At 74.1% G+C, this 20,420-nt stretch carries 15 protein-coding genes and 1 tRNA gene; 7 read left to right on the top strand and 9 right to left on the bottom strand.

The genetic code is table 11. The features are described from left to right. Nucleotides 1-107: 107 nt before the first annotated feature. Entirely contained in the window at nt 108-1,082 is a 975-nt protein-coding gene (locus tag HUT16_RS20950; protein WP_254897912.1) for a DUF389 domain-containing protein, read from the bottom strand. 710 nt (nt 1,083-1,792) lie between these two features. Then, nucleotides 1,793-1,865 (bottom strand) — tRNA-Arg (locus tag HUT16_RS20945). Nucleotides 1,866-2,057: 192 nt separating this feature from the next. Here HUT16_RS20945 and HUT16_RS20940 point away from each other — a divergent pair. Then, a complete protein-coding gene (locus HUT16_RS20940) occupies nt 2,058-2,819 on the top strand; it encodes a polyprenol monophosphomannose synthase (protein WP_176189650.1) in 762 nt (253 codons plus the stop codon). 75 nt (nt 2,820-2,894) lie between these two features. Beyond that, nucleotides 2,895-3,803, top strand: coding sequence for a YhjD/YihY/BrkB family envelope integrity protein (locus HUT16_RS20935; protein WP_176189649.1), 909 nt, complete (start codon nt 2,895-2,897; stop codon nt 3,801-3,803). A gap of 86 nt (nt 3,804-3,889) precedes the next feature. On the opposite strand, the gene HUT16_RS20930 is transcribed toward HUT16_RS20935, so the two are convergent. Continuing rightward, complete coding sequence (locus HUT16_RS20930) at nt 3,890-6,262, bottom strand: serine hydrolase (protein WP_176189648.1); 2,373 nt, start codon at nt 6,260-6,262, stop codon at nt 3,890-3,892. 300 nt (nt 6,263-6,562) lie between these two features. Here HUT16_RS20930 and HUT16_RS20925 point away from each other — a divergent pair, with 300 nt between their 5' ends. From HUT16_RS20925 to HUT16_RS20915, 3 genes are all read left to right on the top strand, one after another. Then, on the top strand, nt 6,563-7,288 hold the full coding sequence (locus tag HUT16_RS20925; RefSeq protein WP_033215339.1) for a GPP34 family phosphoprotein: 726 nt from the start codon (nt 6,563-6,565) through the stop codon (nt 7,286-7,288). Nucleotides 7,289-7,675: 387 nt separating this feature from the next. Further along, nucleotides 7,676-8,533, top strand: a complete 858-nt coding sequence (locus tag HUT16_RS20920) for a helix-turn-helix transcriptional regulator (protein ID WP_176189647.1) — start codon at nt 7,676-7,678, stop codon at nt 8,531-8,533. Continuing rightward, the gene (locus HUT16_RS20915; protein ID WP_176189646.1) at nt 8,530-8,736 is read left to right on the top strand and encodes a DUF397 domain-containing protein; all 207 of its coding nucleotides are present in this window, start codon (nt 8,530-8,532) and stop codon (nt 8,734-8,736) included. The genes HUT16_RS20920 and HUT16_RS20915 overlap by 4 nt, the downstream gene beginning before the upstream one ends. 124 nt (nt 8,737-8,860) lie before the next feature. Here the strand turns inward: HUT16_RS20915 and HUT16_RS20910 are convergent, their stop codons facing one another. Continuing rightward, nucleotides 8,861-9,958: an ADP-ribosylglycohydrolase family protein gene (locus HUT16_RS20910; RefSeq protein ID WP_176189645.1), complete on the bottom strand. Its 1,098-nt coding sequence runs from the start codon at nt 9,956-9,958 to the stop codon at nt 8,861-8,863. 178 nt (nt 9,959-10,136) lie between these two features. Then, a complete protein-coding gene (locus HUT16_RS20905; protein ID WP_176189644.1) occupies nt 10,137-12,725 on the bottom strand; it encodes a bifunctional FO biosynthesis protein CofGH in 2,589 nt (862 codons plus the stop codon). Nucleotides 12,726-12,910: 185 nt separating this feature from the next. Here HUT16_RS20905 and HUT16_RS20900 point away from each other — a divergent pair, with 185 nt between their 5' ends. Further along, nucleotides 12,911-14,146: a DUF2092 domain-containing protein gene (locus tag HUT16_RS20900; protein WP_254897911.1), complete on the top strand. Its 1,236-nt coding sequence runs from the start codon at nt 12,911-12,913 to the stop codon at nt 14,144-14,146. A gap of 32 nt (nt 14,147-14,178) precedes the next feature. On the opposite strand, the gene HUT16_RS20895 is transcribed toward HUT16_RS20900, so the two are convergent. Then, nucleotides 14,179-14,508, bottom strand: coding sequence for a hypothetical protein (locus HUT16_RS20895; protein WP_176189643.1), 330 nt, complete (start codon nt 14,506-14,508; stop codon nt 14,179-14,181). Between the two features lie 224 nt (nt 14,509-14,732). On the opposite strand from HUT16_RS20895, the gene HUT16_RS20890 reads away from it, so the two are divergent. Next, nucleotides 14,733-15,983, top strand: coding sequence for an extracellular solute-binding protein (locus HUT16_RS20890; RefSeq protein WP_176189642.1), 1,251 nt, complete (start codon nt 14,733-14,735; stop codon nt 15,981-15,983). A 231-nt stretch (nt 15,984-16,214) separates the two neighbouring features. On the opposite strand, the gene rarD is transcribed toward HUT16_RS20890, so the two are convergent. From rarD to HUT16_RS20875, 3 genes are all read right to left on the bottom strand, one after another. Continuing rightward, nucleotides 16,215-17,141, bottom strand: a complete 927-nt coding sequence (rarD, locus tag HUT16_RS20885; protein ID WP_176189641.1) for an EamA family transporter RarD — start codon at nt 17,139-17,141, stop codon at nt 16,215-16,217. A gap of 193 nt (nt 17,142-17,334) precedes the next feature. Continuing rightward, nucleotides 17,335-18,372 carry a 2-oxoacid:ferredoxin oxidoreductase subunit beta gene (locus HUT16_RS20880; RefSeq protein ID WP_176189640.1) on the bottom strand — a complete coding sequence of 346 codons (1,038 nt, stop codon included), beginning with the start codon at nt 18,370-18,372 and terminating at the stop codon, nt 17,335-17,337. Then, a complete protein-coding gene (locus tag HUT16_RS20875) occupies nt 18,369-20,321 on the bottom strand; it encodes a 2-oxoacid:acceptor oxidoreductase subunit alpha (protein WP_176189639.1) in 1,953 nt (650 codons plus the stop codon). The genes HUT16_RS20880 and HUT16_RS20875 overlap by 4 nt, the downstream gene beginning before the upstream one ends. Nucleotides 20,322-20,420: the final 99 nt, after the last annotated feature.

The raw sequence follows: 20,420 nt of genomic DNA, 5'->3' as shown, positions 1-20,420 counted from the left end.
TTTTGATCCGTTTTTTACCTATTCCTCCCCCGGCGGCCCTGACACGCGGGAACCGCCCCCGATCGGCGGTGTCGGAACGCCCACGGCCGAGCCGCTGCGCGGCCGGTTCAGCCCCCGACCCGGCCGGCCTCGATCCGCCGCCCCTCGGTGGTGGTGACCACCACCGGCACGCCGTCCGGCACCTGTCCGCGCAGGGCCGCCAACAGGCTTTCGACGGGCGGGAGTTCGGCGGGCGTGCGGACGAGGACGGACAGGGTGCGGGAGTGCGCCCGGACGTCGACGACCTGGGCGCCGGGCGTACCGGCGAGCCAGCCGGCGGCCGCGTCGGAGGTGCGGCTGGTCCACAGCTGCACCAGAACGGTGCCGGCGGTACTGGCGGCCAGCAGCACGCCGACCGCCGCGAACAGCACCCCGACGGTCGCGTACGCCCGGCGCGGTCCCGCCGCCCGCGGGCCCGCGCCGATCGCGGCGAACACCACCATCCCGGCGAAGACCAGCGCCAGCAGGTTCGAGACGAACAGCACCAGCGCGCCCAGCGCCAGCCACCAGGAGCCCTGCCCGGCGCAGACGCCGACCACCACCAGCGGCGGGACCAGCGAGATGGCGATCGCGACCCCGGGCAGCACCGCCGCCACGTCCCGGCGGGCCAGCGCGACCGCACCCGCGAAGCCGGTGGCCAGGGCCGCGCACAGGTCGAGCAGACCGGGTGAGGTGCGTCCGGCGATCTGACCGTCCGCCAGCAGGTCGTAGCCGGACGGGACGGCCAGCGAGGCCAGCGCCCCGACCGCCACCACCAGGGCGACGCCGCCGAGCACGAACCACCCGGCACCGCCGATCCGGCGCCGCACCACGCCCAGCGCGATCCCCATGATGGGGGTGGACAGCGGCGCGATGATCATCGCGCCGATCACGGTCGCGGTGGAGTCGGTCAGCACCCCGCAGGCGGCGATCACGGCGGAGAGCACCAGCATCGTCCAGAACGCCGACCGCTTGGCCCGCACGTCCCCGGCCGACAGGTCCAGGTCCTCCCGGAGCTCCTCCACCGACCGCCGCTGGTGCTCCGGCAGTACCCACCCCCGCATCGAACCGATCATCCGACCAGTCTCGACAGCCGCCCGCCCCCCACCCCGCAACGCCACGCCCCCACCACCTACCCGGCCCAGCCCCGGCTTACGGTCACGCGGCGCCCCGGACCGGAATCGAACCTGCGACACCGGTTTCCGGAGGATTGGCGTGCGGCACCCGCTCCGACCTGAAACGTGCCACCCCTGGGCTCGACCGTGCCGCTAGACCGCGAGCGGCCCCGAGGGCCCGTCACTTACCGCTTGTTCTGGCCCGGCTGGGACACGCTCAAATCGGCCGGTAGTGCTCCGGGGATTCCCCTGGTGGCAGTGCCCGGGTCAGGAGCACGTAGGCGGGGCCGTACGGCGTGTCCGCCGTCCAGGCCTCCCACTGATCGAGCTCGTGTGACAGATACCGCCGCAGCAACTGGTGGAACTGCTGCCACTCGGCCTCGCTCAGCGCTCCATCTGGTGCCCCCGGTTCCATGCCCGGAACGGTACCGCACAAGGCGCAGCCTCAGCAGCCGCCGGCAGGCTCCCGCGGAGCGGAGTGGTTCGCTCCTCGATCGGGCAGCCCCGCCGCACCCGGTTTCTCCAGACGCCGGGGAGGCAGGACCCGCCGGAGGAATCTGGCACGGGCGTGGCACAGGACGACTGACCGCCCGAACGACGAAGGCCCCGGCCGGAGGAGGAAACCTCTCCGGCCGGGGCCTTCCCCGTTGGTCACGCTGTGCCCCAGACAGGAATCGAACCTGCGACACCGGCTTTAGGAGAGCCGTGCTCTATCCCCTGAGCTACTGAGGCGGGGCCCGCGGACACCGCCGCAGGACCGCTGACAGCGTAGCGGATCGTGCTTCGGGCGTGCTGACCCCTTTCCCCACTGCGCCTCCGGGCTGCCGGACGGGTGGGCCGGGGCACCCCGTGCGGTGGCCTACCGTGGAAATCGTGCGCATCCGTGCGCCGCCCCGGTCAGCCGCTCCCGAAAGGCACCCAGCTGTGAGTTCCTCCCCGGAGACCCCGTTCGCCGGCCTCGGCAGGATCCTGGTGATCATCCCGACCTACGACGAGGCCGAGAACGTCGAACGGATCGTCTCCCGAGTCCGCGCCGCCGTCCCCGAGGCGCACGTCCTGGTCGCGGACGACAACAGCCCGGACGGCACCGGCAAGCTCGCCGACGCCCTCGCCGCCGACGACGACCACGTGAAGGTGCTGCACCGCAAGGGCAAGGAGGGGCTCGGCGCGGCCTACCTGGCCGGGTTCCGCTGGGGCATCGACGGCGGCTACGACGTGCTGGTCGAGATGGACGCGGACGGCTCGCACCAGCCCGAGGAGCTGCCCCGGCTGCTGACCGCGCTGCGCAGCGCGGACCTGGTCCTGGGCTCGCGCTGGGTGCCCGGCGGGGCGGTGGTGAACTGGCCGAAGTCGCGGCTGCTGCTGTCCAAGGGCGGCTCCACGTACTCCCGGCTGATGCTGGACGTGCCGATCCGGGACGTCACCGGCGGCTACCGGGCCTTCCGCAAGGAGACGCTGCTCGGCCTCGGCATGGACCAGGTCGCCTCGCAGGGCTACTGCTTCCAGGTCGACCTGGCCTGGCGCGCGGTGAAGGCCGGGTTCAAGGTCGCCGAGGTGCCGATCACCTTCGTGGAGCGCGAGCACGGCGCGTCGAAGATGAGCCGCACCATCGTGGCCGAGGCGCTGTGGCGGGTCACCGCCTGGGGAGTGAACGACCGGATCGCGCGGCTCACCCGGAAGAAGTAGACGGCGGCGCTCCGCCGCCGCGGGCCGGGTGACGATGGAGTCTCCCGGCCCGGCGGCGCTTGCGGAGGTTTCGGCGTGACAGAGTCACTGCGACGAGCGGAGCAGGACCCCGCACCGGGCTCCGGCCGGTGGGAGTCCGCGAAGCAGCGGGCGGCCCGCCTCACCGAGTCCGCCAAGGGCGCCCCCGAGCGGATTCCGCTGGTCGGCCGGGCCATCAGCAACCTGATCCGGGTCAACCTGCTGGACAACGCCACCCGGCTGGCCGCGCAGGCCTTCCTGTCCGCGCTGCCCGCCCTGTTCGTGGTCGCGGTGTTCGCCCCCGCCACGCTGAAGAACAGCGTCACCGGCTCGCTCCGCGAGCAGCTCGGCCTCCAGGGCCCCGCCCAGCAGCAGATCCAGCAGCTGATGAACACCGACGTCGACGCCACCACCCAGAGCATCGGGGTGGTCGGCGCACTGGTCACCCTGGCGTCCGCGACCGCGCTCAGCCGGGCCCTGCAGCGGGTCTGCGAACGGGCCTGGGAGGTGCCGAAGAACAGCGTCCGGGTGGCGCTGTGGCGCTGGGTGGTGTGGCTGCTGGGCTGGCTGGTGTTCCTGGTCGTCCAGGTCCCGATGCGCAAGGGCTTCGGCGCCGGCCTGTGGCTGGGCGTCCCGCTGACCTTCGTGGCCTCCACCGGCGTGTGGTGGTGGACCCAGCGCCTGCTGCTCGGCGGCCGGATCCGCTGGTACCCGCTGCTGCCCGGCGCCGTGCTGTGCGGCATCGCCGAGGTCGGCCTCGGCATCGCCTCGAAGGTCTACCTGCCGCACGCGATGAGCACCTCGATCAACAAGTTCGGCCCGTACGGGGTGGTGTTCACCGCGCTGTCCTGGCTGATCGTGCTGTTCACCGCCGTCACCCTGGCGCTGGTCCTCGGACGGGTGATCTCCGAGGAGCCCGTCGTGGCCCGCCGCCTCGGCACCCGCGACCGGCCCGGCAGCTGGTAGCCGCCCGGCCGCACCCCCGCCGACGACTCCGGCCCCGGTCCCGCTGCGTGCAGCGGGACCGGGGCCGGAGTCGGTGCCGGGGTGCCTCAGCCGAGGCGCAGCAGGCGGGAGGTGATGGACGCCGGGGCCAGGTCGGACTGCAGCGTCACCGGGACCTCGACGCGGCCCTCGCCCTCGCCCGCCGACAGCGTGCCGACCTGGGTGCCGGCCGCCAGCGTGTGGGCGATCTTCCCGACCGGGGTCAGGGTGACGTGCGCGGTGACGCCGTTCCAGCCCGCGACGGTCAGGTCCTTGGCGGCGACCAGCGGCACCTTGCCGCCCACGCCGTCGTCCACGTAGCCGACCACGTCGCCCTGCTTGGCCAGGGTCTGCCCGGCCAGCGCGGCCTGCGCGGCCACGTTGATCCGCTGGCTCGGCGGCTGGGCGGCGCGCACCAGGCTCATCTCCTCCTTGGTCTGCGGCTGGCCCAGCGTCACGCCCAGCACCATCCGCTGCACCCCGCCGACGTCCTTGACCGCCGCCCACATCAGGCAGGACTGCGCGGGCGTGGACGAGCCGGTCTTCACGCCGATGTTGCCGTTCTTCCCGAGCAGCGCGTTGGTGTTGTAGATCCGCTGCCCGTTGAACCGGGTGTCCGGCTCGGCGACGATCTGCTTGAAGATCTCCATCTGCATGACCTTCTCGGCCAGCTTCAGCTGGTCCTTCGCGGTCGACTTGGTGTCGTTGTTGTACCCGGCCGGGTCCGCGTAGGTGGTGTTGGTCATGCCGAGCTGCGCGGCGGTGGAGTTCATCTTCTTCAGGAACTCCTCCTCGCTGCCGGAGTCCCAACGGGCCAGCAGCCGGGCCACGTTGTTGGCCGACGGCAGCATCAGCATCTCCAGCGCCTCGTACTCGGTGAGCTGCTGGCCCTCCCGCAGCGTCACCGTCGACTCGTCGTTGTTGCCCGACTCCTGCGCGGCCTGCTTGTCCACCGTGAGGACCGGGCCGCTCTCCCCCTTCTTCAGGGGGTGCGCCTGCAGGATCAGGTACGCGTTCATCACCTTGGTGACCGACGCGATCGGGACGGGCTTCTCCTCCCCCGACGCCCCCAGGCTGCCCACGCCCACCACCTCGGCCGCGGCCTGGCCGCTGGTCGGCCACGGGATGTTCGGCTGCTCGCCGCCGAAGGTGAAGGAGTCCGTCAGCGAGAGCTTCGCGTGCGGCGCCGGCAGCGGACGCAGCAGCTGCGCCGCGACCACCACACCCAGCACGAAGGCCACGAAGACGCCCCAGATCGTGATCCGCTTCAACGCCCGGCGCAACGGCGAGACCGGACGGGCGCTCAGCGCCTTGAGCGCCTCCAACGCCTCGATGGTGCTCTCCGGGCCGGGCGGCGGCGCGGCGGGAGCCGGCGCGGGGGCCGCGAGCGCGGCCGGCACCACGGGCGCGGCGGAGGCGGCGGGGGCCGGCGGCGCGGGAACGGGCTCGGGCGCGACCGGCAGCGGCTCGGTCCGGGCCGGAGCGGGGACGGGCCCGGTCTTGGCGTTGGACTTCGGCTCGCTCTTGGGCTCGGGCTTCGGCTCGCTCCTGGTCCCCGCCTCGGCCCCGGCCTCCGCGCCCTCCTTGGGCAGCCGCAGCATCACGGTCTGCTCGGGACGGCCCTTGTCGACCCGCAGGGTCATGGTCGGCTCGGGCTTGGCCACCGGCTCGGCCTCGGCCTCGGCGTCGGCCCCCGCGGCCTTGTCCCCGCCCTTGTCCTCGGCCTTCTGCTTGTCCTTGCCCTTCCCACCGGTCAGGTCGGCGGCCCGGAGCATCACGGTCGGCTGCGGCTTGGCAGCCGGCTTCCCGGCCTCCTCGGCCTTCTCGTCCCCGGCCTTGTCCGCAGCCTGCTCCCTGGCCTTGGCCAGGTCGGACATCCGGAGCGTCATGGTCGGCTGCGGCCCGGCCGGAGCACCAGCCTCCACCGGCTCCGCGTCCGCGTCCTCGTTCTCGTCCGCCGACTCCGGCAGGTCCGGCAGGTCCGACAGCCGCAGCGTCATGGTCGGCTGCGGCCCGGCCGGAGCGTCCGGCTCCTCCGGCGTCTGCGACTCCTCCGGCTCAGCGTCCTCGGTCTCTTCTTCCTCGTCCTCCGCCACCGGCTCCGGCTCAGGCTCAGGCTCCGGGAGCCGCAGCATCATCGTCCGCTGCGGTCCGGCCGGAGCGTCCGGCTCCTCCGGCTCCGCCTGCTCCTCGGCGGACGGCGTCTCGGATTCCGGGGTGTCCTCGTCTTGCGGAGTGGAACGGGGGGCGGTCAGGGCGGCGCTGGACTCGGGGAGGTCGGCGGGGAGGCGGAGGTCCGTGGTGCGGGTGTCCGCATCGCGGACGCGCAGGTGGACGGTGCCGTTGCCCTCGGTATCCGCTCCGGGCTCGCGCGGGGTCTCCTCGGTCTCGGCCGACCGCGTCTCGCCGTCGCGCGGCTCGCTCTTCGGGGACTCGCCCACGTAACCCACTCCTCCTCGTCCGCCCGGCACCGCCGGTCCGATCACACAAGCTGGTTTTTTTCGGGCGGGTTCTCGACCCGGCCCAGCACCTGTACAGTCTCCGGCACCGAGCCCCGGAGGGCCCGTCGCACCCCGCCCGACCGGCGGTTTTTCCTGCCCGTACGGACTGTTGCCCGATCAGACGCGGAGCCGTCGGACGGTGGTTCCAGCTTGCCCGGGCAAGGTCACGATTCGGAGGCGTACTCGACAAGCCTGTGTGAGAGGCGTCACCCTGTCATTCATCCACGCGGGGAGGCTTGGATGGGCAGAGGCCGTCGAACCATTCCCGAGGAGCTGTTGTTGCTCGCGCTGGACCCGGCCACGGGTACCACCGCGCAGCCGCAGACCCTCGACCTCGGACTTGCCGGGGCGCAGCTCGTCGAGCTGTCCCTGGCCGGAAGGATAGTCCCGGACGGGGACCGGATCGCCGTGGTGGTGCCACGGCCGACCGGTGATCCGACCCTTGACCACGCACTGGAACTACTGCGCCGGCGCGGCAGCCCGGTGCGCGCCGCGCACTGGATCGGCGGCCCGCGACTGGGCCTGCGGCAGACGTACCTGGCGCACCTGGAGCGGTGCGGCATGGTGACGGCGGTGGCCGGCCAGGTCTGCGGGGTGCTGCCGACGACGCGCTACCAGGCGTCGGACGACTGCACCAACGCGGCGATCAAGCAGCGGCTGGACACGGCGATCCGCACCGGCGTGCCGCCGGACCCGCGGACGGCCGCGCTGGCGGCGCTGGCGCACGCGGTCGGCCTGGGCAAGCACCTGTACCCGGGCAACGAGGGGCGGTCCTCGCGCTCCCGGCTGCGTGACCTGATCCGGTACGACCCGCTGGGCGGCATGGTGGCCCACGCGGTGATGGACGTGCAGAACGGTCTGCCCGCCCAGCAGCAGGGAAGGTCGGCGCCCGCGGGTTCGCGCGGTCCGGCCGGTCGTCCCGCCGCCGCGGGGCGCAGTGTGGCCAGTCGGGTGGGCGCGCGATGAGCGGCGCACGCCGTTAGCGTTCGGCTCGGCCGAAGGGCGGGTGGCCCGGTGCGATGCACCGGGCCACCCGCCCTTCGGCGTTCCCGGGGCCGGGAGCCGCCGGGGCCCGAAGACCCGACGGCCCGAAGACCCGACGGCCCGAAGACCCGACCGCCCGAAGACCCGACGGCCCGTCAGCGGGCGCGTGCCGCACGGAGTCCCCCATTAGCGGGTGGGCGCGCCGAGCGCAAGCCGGTGCATCCCGATTGAGCTATTTTCAAATGATCTGTTCCACTGCGGTGCTGCGATTCCTGGGCACGGACCGCAGTTGAAGTGGCATGCTGCTCAGCGTCAGGGGGGTTGGTACCAATTACCGCACTGTTGCCAGAAGTGGGGCCGGAGGTCGATGTGTCCGCCAGCGTGAATCCGACGGTTCGCCGCCGCAGGCTCGGCGCCGAACTGCGGCGCCTGCGCGAGCTCAGGGGGATGACCGCCGAAGAGGTGGCAGGCCGCCTGATGGTCTCGCAGTCCAAGATCAGCCGACTGGAGAACGGCCGCCGCTCGATCAGCCAGCGCGACGTGCGCGACCTGTGCGACGTCTACGAGGTCGAGGACGAGCGGGTCCGCGCCGGGCTGATGGAGATGGCCAAGGAGTCGCGGCAGCGCGGCTGGTGGCACGAGTTCGGGGACATCCCGTACAGCGTGTACATCGGGCTGGAGGCGGAGGCCTCCTCGATCCGGGCGTACGAGTCCTCGTTCGTGCCGGGGCTGCTGCAGACCCGCGAGTACGCGGAGGCCGTGGTGGCCGGCACCCAGCCGGACACCGACCCGACCGCGATCCGGCGCCGGGTGGAGGTCCGCCTGAAGCGGCAGCACCGGATCCACGGCGAGGACCAGCTGGGCAGCCTGTGGGTCGTCATAGACGAGGCCGTCCTGCGCCGGCAGGTCGGCGGGCGGCAGGTGATGGCCGAGCAGTTGTGGCAGCTCGTCGAACTGGGCGAGCGGGCGAACATCAACCTCCAGGTGATCCCGTTCTCGCACGGCTCCCACCCGGGCATGACCGGGACATTCTCCCTGCTGGAGTTCCCGGAGTCAGCGGATTCCACGGTCGTCTACTTCGAAGGAGTGACGAGCGATCTCTACCTGGAGAAGGACGCCGACGTCCGCCGCTATACCAATCTCTACGACCACCTGAGAGCCGCAGCGCTGAGCGTCGCGGAGAGCCGGTCGATGATCGCCGACATCGCAGAGGAGTTCACCAAATGAGCAAGGCCACCGAGAGCCTTACCTGGCGCAAGAGCAGCTACAGCGGGGGCAACGGCGCCTGCGTAGAGGTCGCCGTGCCGGGTTCGGCCTCGATCGCCGTCCGGGACTCCAAGGACCCGCAGGGCCCGCGGCTGTGCTTCTCCGGCGCGTCCTGGGCCGCGTTCGCCACGGCGGCCGGTGCCGGCCGCTTCGGCGAGGTCTGAGTCCTCCGCACGGCCCGAAGGTGCCCGCCGCTTCCCGCGTGGCGGGCACTTCCGCGTCCGGGCCCGGCCGCGCGACCGGGTCGGGCCGTACGGTCGGGGGGCCGTACGGTCGGGGGTAGCGCGGTCAGGGGGCCGGGTAGCGGGCGGCCCAGACCTCGGTGCCGTGCAGTTCGGGGCCGTGCAGCAGTTCCAGCACCAGGTCGTCGGCGAGCTCCAGGACGGTGCCGCGGCCCTCGACCTCGGCCAGCAGGTCCGGCGGGAGGGCGGTCTCGCCGTGCAGGGCGCCCAGCAGGTTGCCGCAGATCGAGCCGGTGGAGTCGCTGTCGCCGGAGTGGTTGACGGCCAGCAGCAGGCCGCTGCGGACGTCCTCGGCGACCAGCGCGCAGTACAGGCCGATGGCGAGCGCCTCCTCGGCGACCCAGCCCTCGCCCAGCTCCTCGACCCGCTCGGGGGACGGCGCCCCGGCCCGCACCGCGTCCAGCGCGGCGCGCAGCGCGGCGGTGGTCTCCTCGTGGCCGGTGCGCTCGGAGAGCAGGGCCAGCGCGAGGTGCACGCCCTCCTCCAGGGTGCCGCCGCGGGCCACCGCGTGGACGATCACCGCGAACGCCCCGGCGGACAGGTAGCCGGTGGGGTGGCCGTGGGTCAGCACCGAGCACTCGACGGCGAGCTGGAAGACCAGCGCCGGGTCCCAGGCGGTGAGCAGCCCGAACGGGGCGGCCCGCATCACGGTGCCGCAGCCCTTGGAGCCCGGGTTGCGCGGCTCCTCGACGGTCGGCAGCGGCCCGCTCTCGGTGCCGGCCAGGCCGGACAGGCAGGCCTGGCCGGGGGCGCGGCGGGCGTACAGCCACTCCTCGCGGCCGAGCCAGCCCAGGTCCTTGCGGCGCTCGTCCGGTCCCCAGTCCTGCTGCGTGGCGTACCAGCGCAGGTAGGCGCGGTGCACGTCGGACGGCGGGTGCCAGGCGCCGCCGTCGCGGCTGATGTGGGAGCGGATCAGGCCGTCGACGGTGAACAGGGTCATCTGGGTGTCGTCGGTGATCGCGCCGCGCCGCCCGTACGCGGGGACGTAGCCGGTCACGCCCGCCTCGCCGTGCGCCTCGCGGATCTGCTCCAGCTGCTCGAACTCGATGCCGCCGCCGAGCGCGTCCCCGATCGCCCCGCCGAGCAGGCAGCCCCGGACCCGGCTGCGGAAGTCCTGCTGCTGGGCGCGTGACCACAGAGGCATCACGGGACGGGACCCTTTCGGTCGGCGGCGCGGTCCACCGCCCGGGGCGGGAGCTCGGGCGGTAGACGCACCTTATTCGAAGAACCGCGCGAAAAGGCGGCCCGGCCCGAACAGCGGTGCGCCCGGCCGTCCGTTCCGGTGACGGCCCCCGCAGGTCACCGGCCCGGCCGGACCGGCCCTAGTCGAGCACCGGGAGCAGCTGCGGCAGGTGCCCGTCGGAGGCCAGCGCGGCGGCGCGGCGCTCGGCGGGCACCTCGCCGTACAGGGTGGTGCGCTGGCGGGCCGGGCGGCCGGCCAGCGCGGCGATCGCCTCCAGGTCGCGCACCGACTTGTAGGAGCCCCAGGAGGAGCCCGCCATCCGGGAGATGGTCTCCTCCATCAGCGTGCCGCCCAGGTCGTTGGCGCCGCTGCGGAGCATCTCGGCGGCGCCCTCGGCGCCCAGCTTCACCCAGCTGGTCTGGATGTTGGTGATGTGCGGGTGCAGCAGCAGCCGGGCCATCGCCGTCACCGCCCGGTTGTCGCGGGCGGTCGGGCCCGGCCGGGCGATGCCCGCCAGGTAGACCGGCGCGTTGGTGTGCACGAACGGCAGCGTGACGAACTCGGTGAACCCGCCGGTGCGCTGCTGGAGTTCGGCGAGCAGCCGCAGGTGCCCCAGCCAGTGCTTCGGGGTGTCGACGTGGCCGTACATCATCGTCGAGGAGGAGCGCAGGCCCAGCTCGTGGGCGGCGGTGACCACCTCGACCCAGGTCGCGGCGGGCAGCTTGCCCTTGGTGAGCACCCAGCGCACCTCGTCGTCCAGGATCTCCGCCGCCGTGCCGGGGATCGAGTCCAGCCCGGCGTCCTTCGCCCGCCGCAGCCACTCGCGGACCGGCAGGCCGGTGCGGGTGGCCCCGTTGACCACCTCCATCGGCGAGAAGGCGTGCACGTGGATGCCCGGCACCCGCTCCTTCACCGCCCGCGCGATGTCGAAGTACGCGGTGCCCGGCAGGTCCGGGTGGATGCCGCCCTGCATGCACACCTCGGTCGCGCCCACCTGCCAGGCCTGCTCGGCCCGTTCGGCGACCTGCTCCAGCGAGAGGGTGTAGGCGTCGGCGTCGGTGCGGCGCTGCGCGAAGGCGCAGAACCGGCAGCCGGTGTAGCAGACGTTGGTGAAGTTGATGTTCCGGGTGACGCAGTAGGTGACGTCCTCGCCGACGGTGGCGCGGCGCAGCTCGTCGGCGATCCGGGTCAGCGCGTCCAGCGCCTCGCCGTCGGCCTGGAACAGCGCCAGCGCCTGGTCGTCGGTCAGCTTCCGCGGGTCGTCGGCGGCCGTGGACAGCGCGGCCCGCAGGTCGGCGTCCAACCGGCGCGGGACGGGCAGCGCGGCCCGCTCGCGCAGCGTCTCCCAGTCGCCGTACACGTCGTCGAAGTCGGAGCGCCGGTCGCCGGTGCGGCCCTCGGTGTCGACGGTGCGGAACAGGTCGGTGCGGCCGCCGCCGGTCATCGGCTCGTCCGGCTCCTGCCAGGGCAGGCCGACCGGGCGGGCGTCCTCGACGGCCAGGCCGGTGGCCGGGTCGGCGAGCGCCCGCACGTGCGGGAGCAGCCGCGGGTCCAGCCAGGGCTCGCCGCGCTTCAGGTACTCGGGGTAGATCGTCAGCCGCTCGCGCAGCGCGAACCCGGCGGCGGCGGTGCGTTCGGCCAGCTCCTCGACGTGCGGCCAGGGGCGCTCCGGATTGACGTGGTCGGGCGTCAGCGGGGAGACGCCGCCCCAGTCGTCGATGCCCGCGCCGATCAGCAGCGCGTACTCGGCGTCCACCAGGTTCGGCGGGGCCTGGATCCGGGCGGCGGGGCCGAGCACCAGCCGGGCCACCGCCACCGCGGCCGCCAGCTCGGAGAGTTCGGCGTCCGGCATGGCGCGCATCGCGGTGTCCGGCTTGGCCCGGAAGTTCTGCACGATCACCTCCTGCACGCCCTGGTAGGCGCGGGAGACCCGGCGGATCGCCAGCAGCGAGTCGGCCCGCTCCTCGTACGTCTCGCCGATGCCGATCAGCACCCCGGTGGTGAACGGCACCGCGCTGCGCCCGGCGTCCTCCAGCACCCGCAGCCGGACGGCCGGTTCCTTGTCGGGCGAGCCGTGGTGCGGGCCGCCGGGCTCCGACCAGAGGCGGACGGCGGTGGTCTCCAGCATCATGCCCATCGACGGGGCGACCGGCTTGAGCCGCTGGAAGTCCGTCCAGGACAGCACCCCCGGGTTGAGGTGCGGCAGCAGCCCGGTCTCCTCCAGCACCCGGACCGCCATCGCCCGCACGTACGCCAGGGTGTCGTCGTAGCCGTGCGCGTCCAGCCACTCGCGGGCCTCGGGCCAGCGGTCCTCGGGCCGGTCGCCGAGCGTGAACAGGGCCTCCTTGCAGCCCAGTTCGGCCCCCTTGCGGGCGATGTCCAGCACCTCGTCCGGGGAGAGGTACAGCCCGTGGCCGTCCTTGCGCAGCTTTCCGGGCACGGTGACGAAGGTGCAGTAGTGACAGCGGTCCCGACAGAGCCTGGTCAGCGGGACGAACACCTTGCGCGAGTACGTGATGACGCCCGGCCGGCCCGCCTGCTCCAGCCCGGCGTCCCGGACCCGGGCCGCGATCGCGCACAGCCGCTCCAGGTCCCCGCCGCGGGCCTGGAGCAGCACCGCGGCCTCCGCGACGTCCAGCGCCACGCCGTCCCCGGCCCGGCGCAGCGCGCGCCGCATCGCGGTCGCGGTCGGGGCGGGCGCGGACGGGGACGGGGGCTGAGGGCTCATGGGGCCGACCCTACGCGAGAGGTAGCCCTGCGGGACTACACGACCCTGACGGCTTCTCAGGGTCGCAATACTGCGGATACAACGCGAGTCGTACCCGGATCTGCTGCCGCCGGGCGACGCGCGGATCCGGCCGCGGGGGCTCTAATGGACGGTGACAGCGCACAGGCACTCGGAAGGGGGCTGCCGTGGACCACGACTCCGCCGCAGAACAGGACATGACGCCGCTCCGGATCGCTCCGCCCGCGCCCACCGGGCCCGGCGGGCGGCCCGGACGGCCCGGACGGCGGCGCGCCGTCCGCGTCGGGGTGCCGGTGGCCGTCGCCGCCGCCGTCGCCACCGGCATCGGGCTGGTGCCCGCGCTCGCCAGCGACGAGACGCCCGACCTGCCCGCGATCAGCGCCCAGGACCTCGTCACCAAGGCGCTCTCCGCGAACACCGACACCTTCTCCGGCACCGTCCGGATCAGCGCCGACCTCGGCCTGCCCACCGCGCTCACCGACGCGGTGGGCGGCACCGGCCCGATCGGCGAACTCGCCCGCGGCGCCGGTGCGCAGGTCGGCGGCGCCGACCCGAAGCTCAAGGCGGTCGAACTGCTCGGCGGCTCGCACACCCTGAAGGTCGCCGTCGACGGGCCCGACCGGCAGCGGCTGACCATGGCCGGCGAGAAGTCCGGCTACGAGCTGGTCCACGACGGCGACCAGCTGTGGGCCTACGACCGCGGCTCCCAGCAGGCCCTGCACCTGACCGCCCCCGCGTCCGCCGGGCACGAGCACGCGCCCGAGCCGGGCATCGGCTCGTTCACCCCGCAGGAGGTCGCCAAGCGCTTCCTGGAGCAGTCCGCCGCGACCACCTCGGTGACCGTCGGCGGCACCGAGCGGGTCGCCGGGCACGCCGCGTACCGGCTCAGCGTCAAGCCCAAGCAGGCCGGCTCCACCGTCGACGAGGTCCGGATCGCGATCGACGCCGAGAAGGGCGTGCCGCTGGCCGTCCAGGTCCGCACGGTGGACGGCGCGACCGCGTTCGACGTCCGCTTCGGCTCGCTCTCCTACGCCAAGCCGGACGCCGGGACGTTCCGGTTCACCGCCCCCAAGGGCGCCAAGGTCACCGAGGCTCCCGCCGACGCCTTCTCCGGCAACCCGCTGTCCTCCGTCCTGCCCGAGCCGGGCGCCGAACCGGGCACCGGGTCGGACGCCGGGCCGGACGTCCGGGGTGCCTCCGCGATCGGCGAGGGCTGGACCACCGTCCTGCACGGCGAGGCGGGCGCCGACGCCGCGAAGGGGCTGGCCCAGTTCACCGGCCGCCGCGTCGACGGCGGGACGCTGGTCTCCACCCGCGTCGTCAACGCCCTGATCACCGACGACGGCCGCGTCTACCTCGGCGCGGTCACCCCGGAGACGCTGCAGCGGGCCGCCCGCGGGTGAGGAACGGCGGCCCTCGCCCCGGCGGTGCTCCGCTACGGCGCCCTCCGGGTGGAGGCCGCCGCCAGGGCGAGGGCCGGCAGGTCGGCCGGGGGGACCAGGAAGAGGAGGGAGCGGCCGGCGGTGACCAGGCGGACGCCGGCGGTCAGGCCGTGCAGGCTGGCCCGGTGGGAGCGGCGGATCTCGACCCGGTCGAGGCGGTAGGGCGGGAGGAGGTCGACCGGTTCGCCCCCGGCGGGCTGCCAGCGGATCAGCGCCGGCACCCCGGGGGCCCGGGTGATGCTCAGCTCGCCGCGCTGCGCCCCGCACGCCTCCCGCCGCACCGCGGGAACGGGGCGGAGCACGGGCCGGGCGAGGTGCACCATCGGAGTTCCTCCCGCGCGCCGGGACAGCCGCGGCCGGGTCGCGCAGCACGGACGTTAGCAGTCCGGGAGTCCGGTTGAGGAGATCCCGCGGAGGCGTTCTTCGGGGCTGCCCGGCGGGGCCCGGCCCTTGACGCGGGATCGGGCCGGACGGTGGGATGGTGGGCCGCCGCGGACCGTTCGTCCGTCGTTCGCCCGCCCGCCCGTTCGACCCCGCTGGGAGTGCCGTGCCGATCCGCCGCCGCCGGGTCCTGCTGGGCGCGCTGGCCGCCCTGGGCGCCACCGCGCTGGCCCGGTACGGCTCGGCGGAGGCGAGTTCGACGAGCGGTCCGGCGGGCCTGCTGGAGGTCACCACCGGCTGGACGAGCGGCCCGGAGCAGGGCGGGCTGCAGGCCCTGCTGGCCGCGTTGAAGGGCCGCGCCCCGAACGTCACCTTCGTGGCGGGCGACGCCTCCAACCCGGCCGGCACCGACCTCGCCGCCCGGCTCGCCGACGGTCCGCCGCCGGACAGCTTCCGGTGCTCCGGCGGCGACGAACTCGCCGAACTGGCACCCCGGTTGGAGCCGCTGGACGCCCTCGCCGCCGCCCGCGGCTGGACGGCGGGGCTGCCCGGGGCGCTGCTGCCCCGGCTGCGGGCCGGCGGGGCGCTGTACGGCGTCCCGGCCGGGGCCAGGCGCACCAACCTGCTGTGGACCAACCCGCGGCTGCTGGCCGCGGCCGGTGCCGCCCCGCCGCCCCGGGACACCGGGGCACTGCTCGCCCGGCTGCGGCAGCTCGCCGCCACCGGCACCACCCCGCTCGCCGTCGGCGGCCCGGCCGAGGTGCTGCACCTGGCCGAGACCGTCCTGCTCGCCGCGCACGGCCCCGACGGCTTCGCCGCGCTGTGGCGGCCCGGCGGCCCCTGGCGCGGCTCCGCCGCCACCGGCGCCCTGCGCACCCTGGACGCCCTGCTGGCGCTCGCCGCGCCGCCCGCCCCGGACGCCGACTGGACCGACGCCGCCCGGCTGCTGGGCACCGGCCGGGCCGGGTACCTGGTCACCGGCGACTGGGCCGACACCTGGCTGCGCGAGGACCTCGGGCTGCGCCCGGGCACCGACTACGGCTGGAGCGCCGCGCCCGGCACCGAGGCCCTGTTCCAGTCCCGGACCGACGTCTTCGCGCTGCCCCGGGCGGCCCGCAACCGCACCGCCGCGCTCGCCTGGCTCGACGTCTGCGCCGGCCTCGACGGGCAGGTCGCGCTGAACGGCGCCCGGGCCGCCGTCCCCGCCCGCACCGACCTGCCCGACCCCACCCGCGCCCTGTTCGGCCCGTACGCCCGCTGGTCCCTGGACGAGTGGCGCACCCGGCGGCCGGTCGACTCGCTCACCCACGGCGGGCTGCTCGCCCCCCGCCGCCGGGCCGCCGCGCTGGCCGCGGCGCGCGAGTTCACCGGGCACCGCGACAGCGCCCGGCTGGCCCGCGAGCTCGCCGCGCTCTGAACCGCGGCCCGGCGACCGCCCGGCCCGCGACCGCCCGGCCCGCGACCGCTCAACCCGCGACCGCTCGTCCGGCGACCGCTCAACCCGGCAACCGCTCGGCCGGCGCCCGACCAGCCCGAGGCCGCTCGTCCGGCGTCCGCTCAACCCGGCAACCGCCCGGCCGGCGCCCGACCAGCCCGAGGCCGCTCAGCCGGCGACCGCTCGGCCCGAGCCCGCCCGGCCCGCGACCGCTCAGCCCGCGACCGGCACCGGCACCGGCGCCCGTCGGCGCTCGGCCCGCATCCGGCGCAGCGCGTCCGCGCTCAGCACCACCAGCGCCACCCACACCAGGGCGAAGCCCGCCCAGCGGGCCGGCGCCATCGACTCGTGGAACACCGCGACGCCGATCAGGAACTGCGACACCGGCGCCAGGTACTGCAGCAGCCCCAGCGTGGTCAGCGGCACCCGCAGCGCCGCCGCGCCGAAGCACATCAGCGGCACCGCCGTGATCACCCCGCTCAGCACCAGCAGCGCGCTGTGCCCCCAGCCGTCGTGCCCGAGGCTGCCCTCGCCGCGCACCGCCAGGTACACCAGGAAGGCCAGCGCGAACGGGAACATCACCGCGCTCTCCACCGCGAGGCTCTCCGCGCCGCCCAGGCCGACCTTCTTCTTGATCAGGCCGTAGGTGGCGAACGAGAACGCCAGGACCAGCGCGATCCACGGCGGGCGGCCGTACGCCACCGTCAGCACCAGCACGGCCGCGGCGCCCACGCCGACCGCCGCCCACTGCGCCGGGCGCAGCCGCTCGCGCAGCACCAGCACGCCGAAGGCGATGGTCACCAGCGGGTTGATGAAGTAGCCGAGGCTGGTCTCCACCACGTGCCCGGAGTTGACGCCCCAGATGTAGACGCCCCAGTTGACCGAGACGGTGGCCGCGGCCAGCGCCAGCAGGGCCAGCCGGCGCGGCTGGCGCAGCAGCGGCCGGATCCACCCCCAGCGGCGGCGCACCAACAGCATCGCGGCGACCGCGACCAGCGACCACACCATCCGGTTGGCCAGGATGTCGACCGCCCCGGCGGGCTCCAGCAGCGGCCAGAACAGCGGGAACAGGCCCCACATCCCGTACGCCGCGAAGCCGTTCCACAACCCGACCCTGGCCTCCCGCGAACCCTCCGCCATGGCCTGCCCTTCACCCGCACGCTGTCATGTCACCCGAAAGGTAGCGGCCCGCGCCCGGGGATGTCATCCCCGATTCCGTAGTTGACTCCTGACACGGAGAGACACGGAGAGACACGGGGCAACGCGAGGGAACCCGGGAAAAGCGGCGGGGCCCGGGGGACGGCACTCCCCCGGGCCCCGCGACCGGGAACCGCTACGCGTCCACCGTCCAGGTGCTGGAGCCGGCCAGCAGCGCGCCCAGGTCGCCGCGGCCGCGCTGCTCCTCGGCGCGGGTGAGCTGCTCGGCCATCAGGGTGTCGTAGACCGGGCGGGACACGTCGCGCAGCACCCCGATCGGGGTGTGGTGCAGGGTGTCCGCGTCGGCGAGCCGGGTGAGCGCGAAGGCGGTGGCCGGGCTCGCGGCGTGCGCGTCGTGGACGATCGCGGTGCCCTCGGAGCGCGGGGCGATCCGCAGTTCGCCGTCCGCGTCGCGGACCACGTGCCGGTCCGCGCCGACCAGCACCGGCTGCCCGTGCTCCAGCCGGACCAGCGCCTCGTCGCGGGTGCCCGGCTCCTTGAGGACCTCGAAGGCGCCGTCGTTGAAGATGTTGCAGTTCTGGTAGATCTCCACGAGCGCGGTGCCCTCGTGCTGCGCGGCGGCCCGCAGCACCGACTGCAGGTGCTGCCGGTCGGAGTCGATGGTGCGGGCCACGAACGAGGCCTCGGCGCCGATCGCCAGCGAGAGCGGGTTGAACGGGGCGTCCAGCGAGCCCATCGGCGTCGACTTGGTGATCTTGCCGACCTCGCTGGTGGGCGAGTACTGGCCCTTGGTCAGCCCGTAGATCCGGTTGTTGAACAGCAGGATCTTCAGGTTGACGTTGCGCCGCAGCGCGTGGATCAGGTGGTTGCCGCCGATCGAGAGCGCGTCGCCGTCACCGGTGACCACCCACACCGACAGGTCGGGGCGGGAGGCGGCCAGGCCGGTGGCGATCGCCGGGGCGCGGCCGTGGATCGAGTGCATGCCGTAGGTGTTCATGTAGTACGGGAAGCGCGAGGAGCAGCCGATCCCGGACACGAAGACGGTGTTCTCGCGCCGGATGCCCAGCTCCGGCATGAAGGACTGGACGGCCGCGAGGATCGCGTAGTCGCCGCAGCCCGGGCACCAGCGCACCTCCTGGTCCGTCTTGAAGTCCTTCGCGGACTGCGGGCCGTCCGCCTTGGGGACCAGGCGCAGGGCGGGGAAGTCGGTCATCGGGTCTCCTCCGCGTCGAGGCTGCCGAGCGCGGCGTGCAGCACGTCGGCGAGTTGGGCGGCCTTGAACGGCAGGCCGCGGACCTGGTTGTAGGACTGGGCGTCGACGAGGTACTTGGCGCGCAGCAGCAGGGCGAGCTGCCCGAGGTTCATCTCGGGGACGATCACCCGCTCGTAGCGCTCCAGCACCGCCCCGAGGTTGGCCGGGAACGGGTTGAGGTGCCGCAGGTGGGCCTGGGCGACGTGGCCGCCGTCGGCCCGCACCCGGCGCACCGCGGCGGTGATCGGGCCGTAGGTGGAGCCCCAGCCGAGCACCAGGACGCGGGCCTCGCCGCTCGGGTCGTCCACCTCGACGTCCGGGACGGCGATGTTGTCGACCTTGGCCTGCCGGGTGCGCACCATGAAGTCGTGGTTGGCCGGGTCGTAGGAGATGTTGCCGGTGCCGTCCTGCTTCTCGATGCCGCCGATCCGGTGCTCCAGGCCGGGCGTGCCGGGCACCGCCCACGGGCGGGCCAGCGTGTGCGGGTCGCGCTGGTAGGGGCGGAAGCTGCCGTCCGGGCCGTTCGGCTCGGTGGCGAACTCGACCCGCAGGTCCGGGAGTTCGTCGACCTCCGGGAGCTTCCACGGCTCGGAGCCGTTGGCCAGGTAGCCGTCCGAGAGCAGGAACACCGGGGTGCGGTAGGTCAGCGCGATCCGGGCCGCGTCCAGCGCCGCGGTGAAGCACTCGGCGGGCGTCGCGGGCGCCACCACCGGCACCGGCGCCTCGCCGTTGCGGCCGAACATCGCCTGCAGCAGGTCGGCCTGCTCGGTCTTGGTGGGCAGGCCGGTGGACGGGCCGCCGCGCTGGATGTCGACGATCAGCAGCGGCAGCTCCAGCGACACCGCCAGGCCGATGGTCTCCGACTTCAGCGCCACGCCCGGGCCGGAGGTCGTGGTCACGCCCAGCGCGCCGCCGAACGCCGCGCCCAGCGCCGCGCCGATGCCCGCGATCTCGTCCTCGGCCTGGAAGGTGCGCACGCCGAAGTCCTTGTGCCGGGACAGCTCGTGCAGGATGTCCGAGGCCGGGGTGATCGGGTACGAGCCGAGGAACACCGGCAGGCCGGAGCGCTCCCCCGCCGCCACCAGGCCGTACGACAGCGCCAGGTTGCCGGAGATGTTGCGGTAGGTGCCGGGGGCGAGCTTGGCGGGCTGCACCTCGTAGGAGACCGCGAAGTCCTCGGTGGTCTCGCCGAAGTTCCAACCCGCCCGGAACGCCGACACGTTGGCCTCGGCGATCTCCGGCTTCTTGGCGAACTTCTGCCGCAGGAACAGCTCGGTGCCGTGGGTGGGCCGGTGGTACATCCAGGACAGCAGGCCGAGCGCGAACATGTTCTTCGCCCGCTCGGCGTCCTTGCGGGCCAGGCCGCTGTCCTTGAGCGCCTCCAGGGTCAGCGTGGTCAGCGGCACCGGGTGCAGCCGGAACGCCTCCAGCGAGCCGTCGTCCAGCGGGGAGGCCGCGTAGCCGACCTTGGCCAGCGCGCGCTTGGTGAACTCGTCGGTGTTGACGATGATCTCCGCGCCGGCCGGCAGGTCCGCCAGGTTGGCCTTCAGCGCCGCCGGGTTCATCGCCACCAGCACGTCGGGCGCGTCGCCCGGGGTGAGGATGTCGTGGTCGGCGAAGTGCAGCTGGAAGCTGGAGACGCCCGGCAGGGTGCCTGCGGGGGCCCGGATCTCGGCCGGGAAGTTCGGCAGCGTGGACAGGTCGTTGCCGAACGCCGCGGTCTCCGAGGTGAACCGGTCGCCGGTGAGCTGCATGCCGTCGCCCGAGTCGCCCGCGAAGCGGATGATCACCCGGTCCAGCCGACGGATCGGCTTGGCCGCCGCCCGCCCGGACGACGCACGGGCGGACCCGGCCGGGCCGTCGCCGTCCGAACCGTCCACTGCTTCTGACTGATCGACCTGACTGGTCACTGCCGCGGACCTCCTCGTCGGGGAGCCAGCAGCGGGCGTGAGCCGTGTGCCCCGTCCGCCTGGCGCACCAAGGGAATCCTAAGCGGGCGGAGCACGGCT

It is taken from the genome of Kitasatospora sp. NA04385 (genome assembly GCF_013364235.1).
Lineage (GTDB): Bacteria > Actinomycetota > Actinomycetes > Streptomycetales > Streptomycetaceae > Kitasatospora.
Note: the sequence above shows the minus strand (reverse complement) of the source record. Positions and strands in the feature narration are given on the sequence as shown.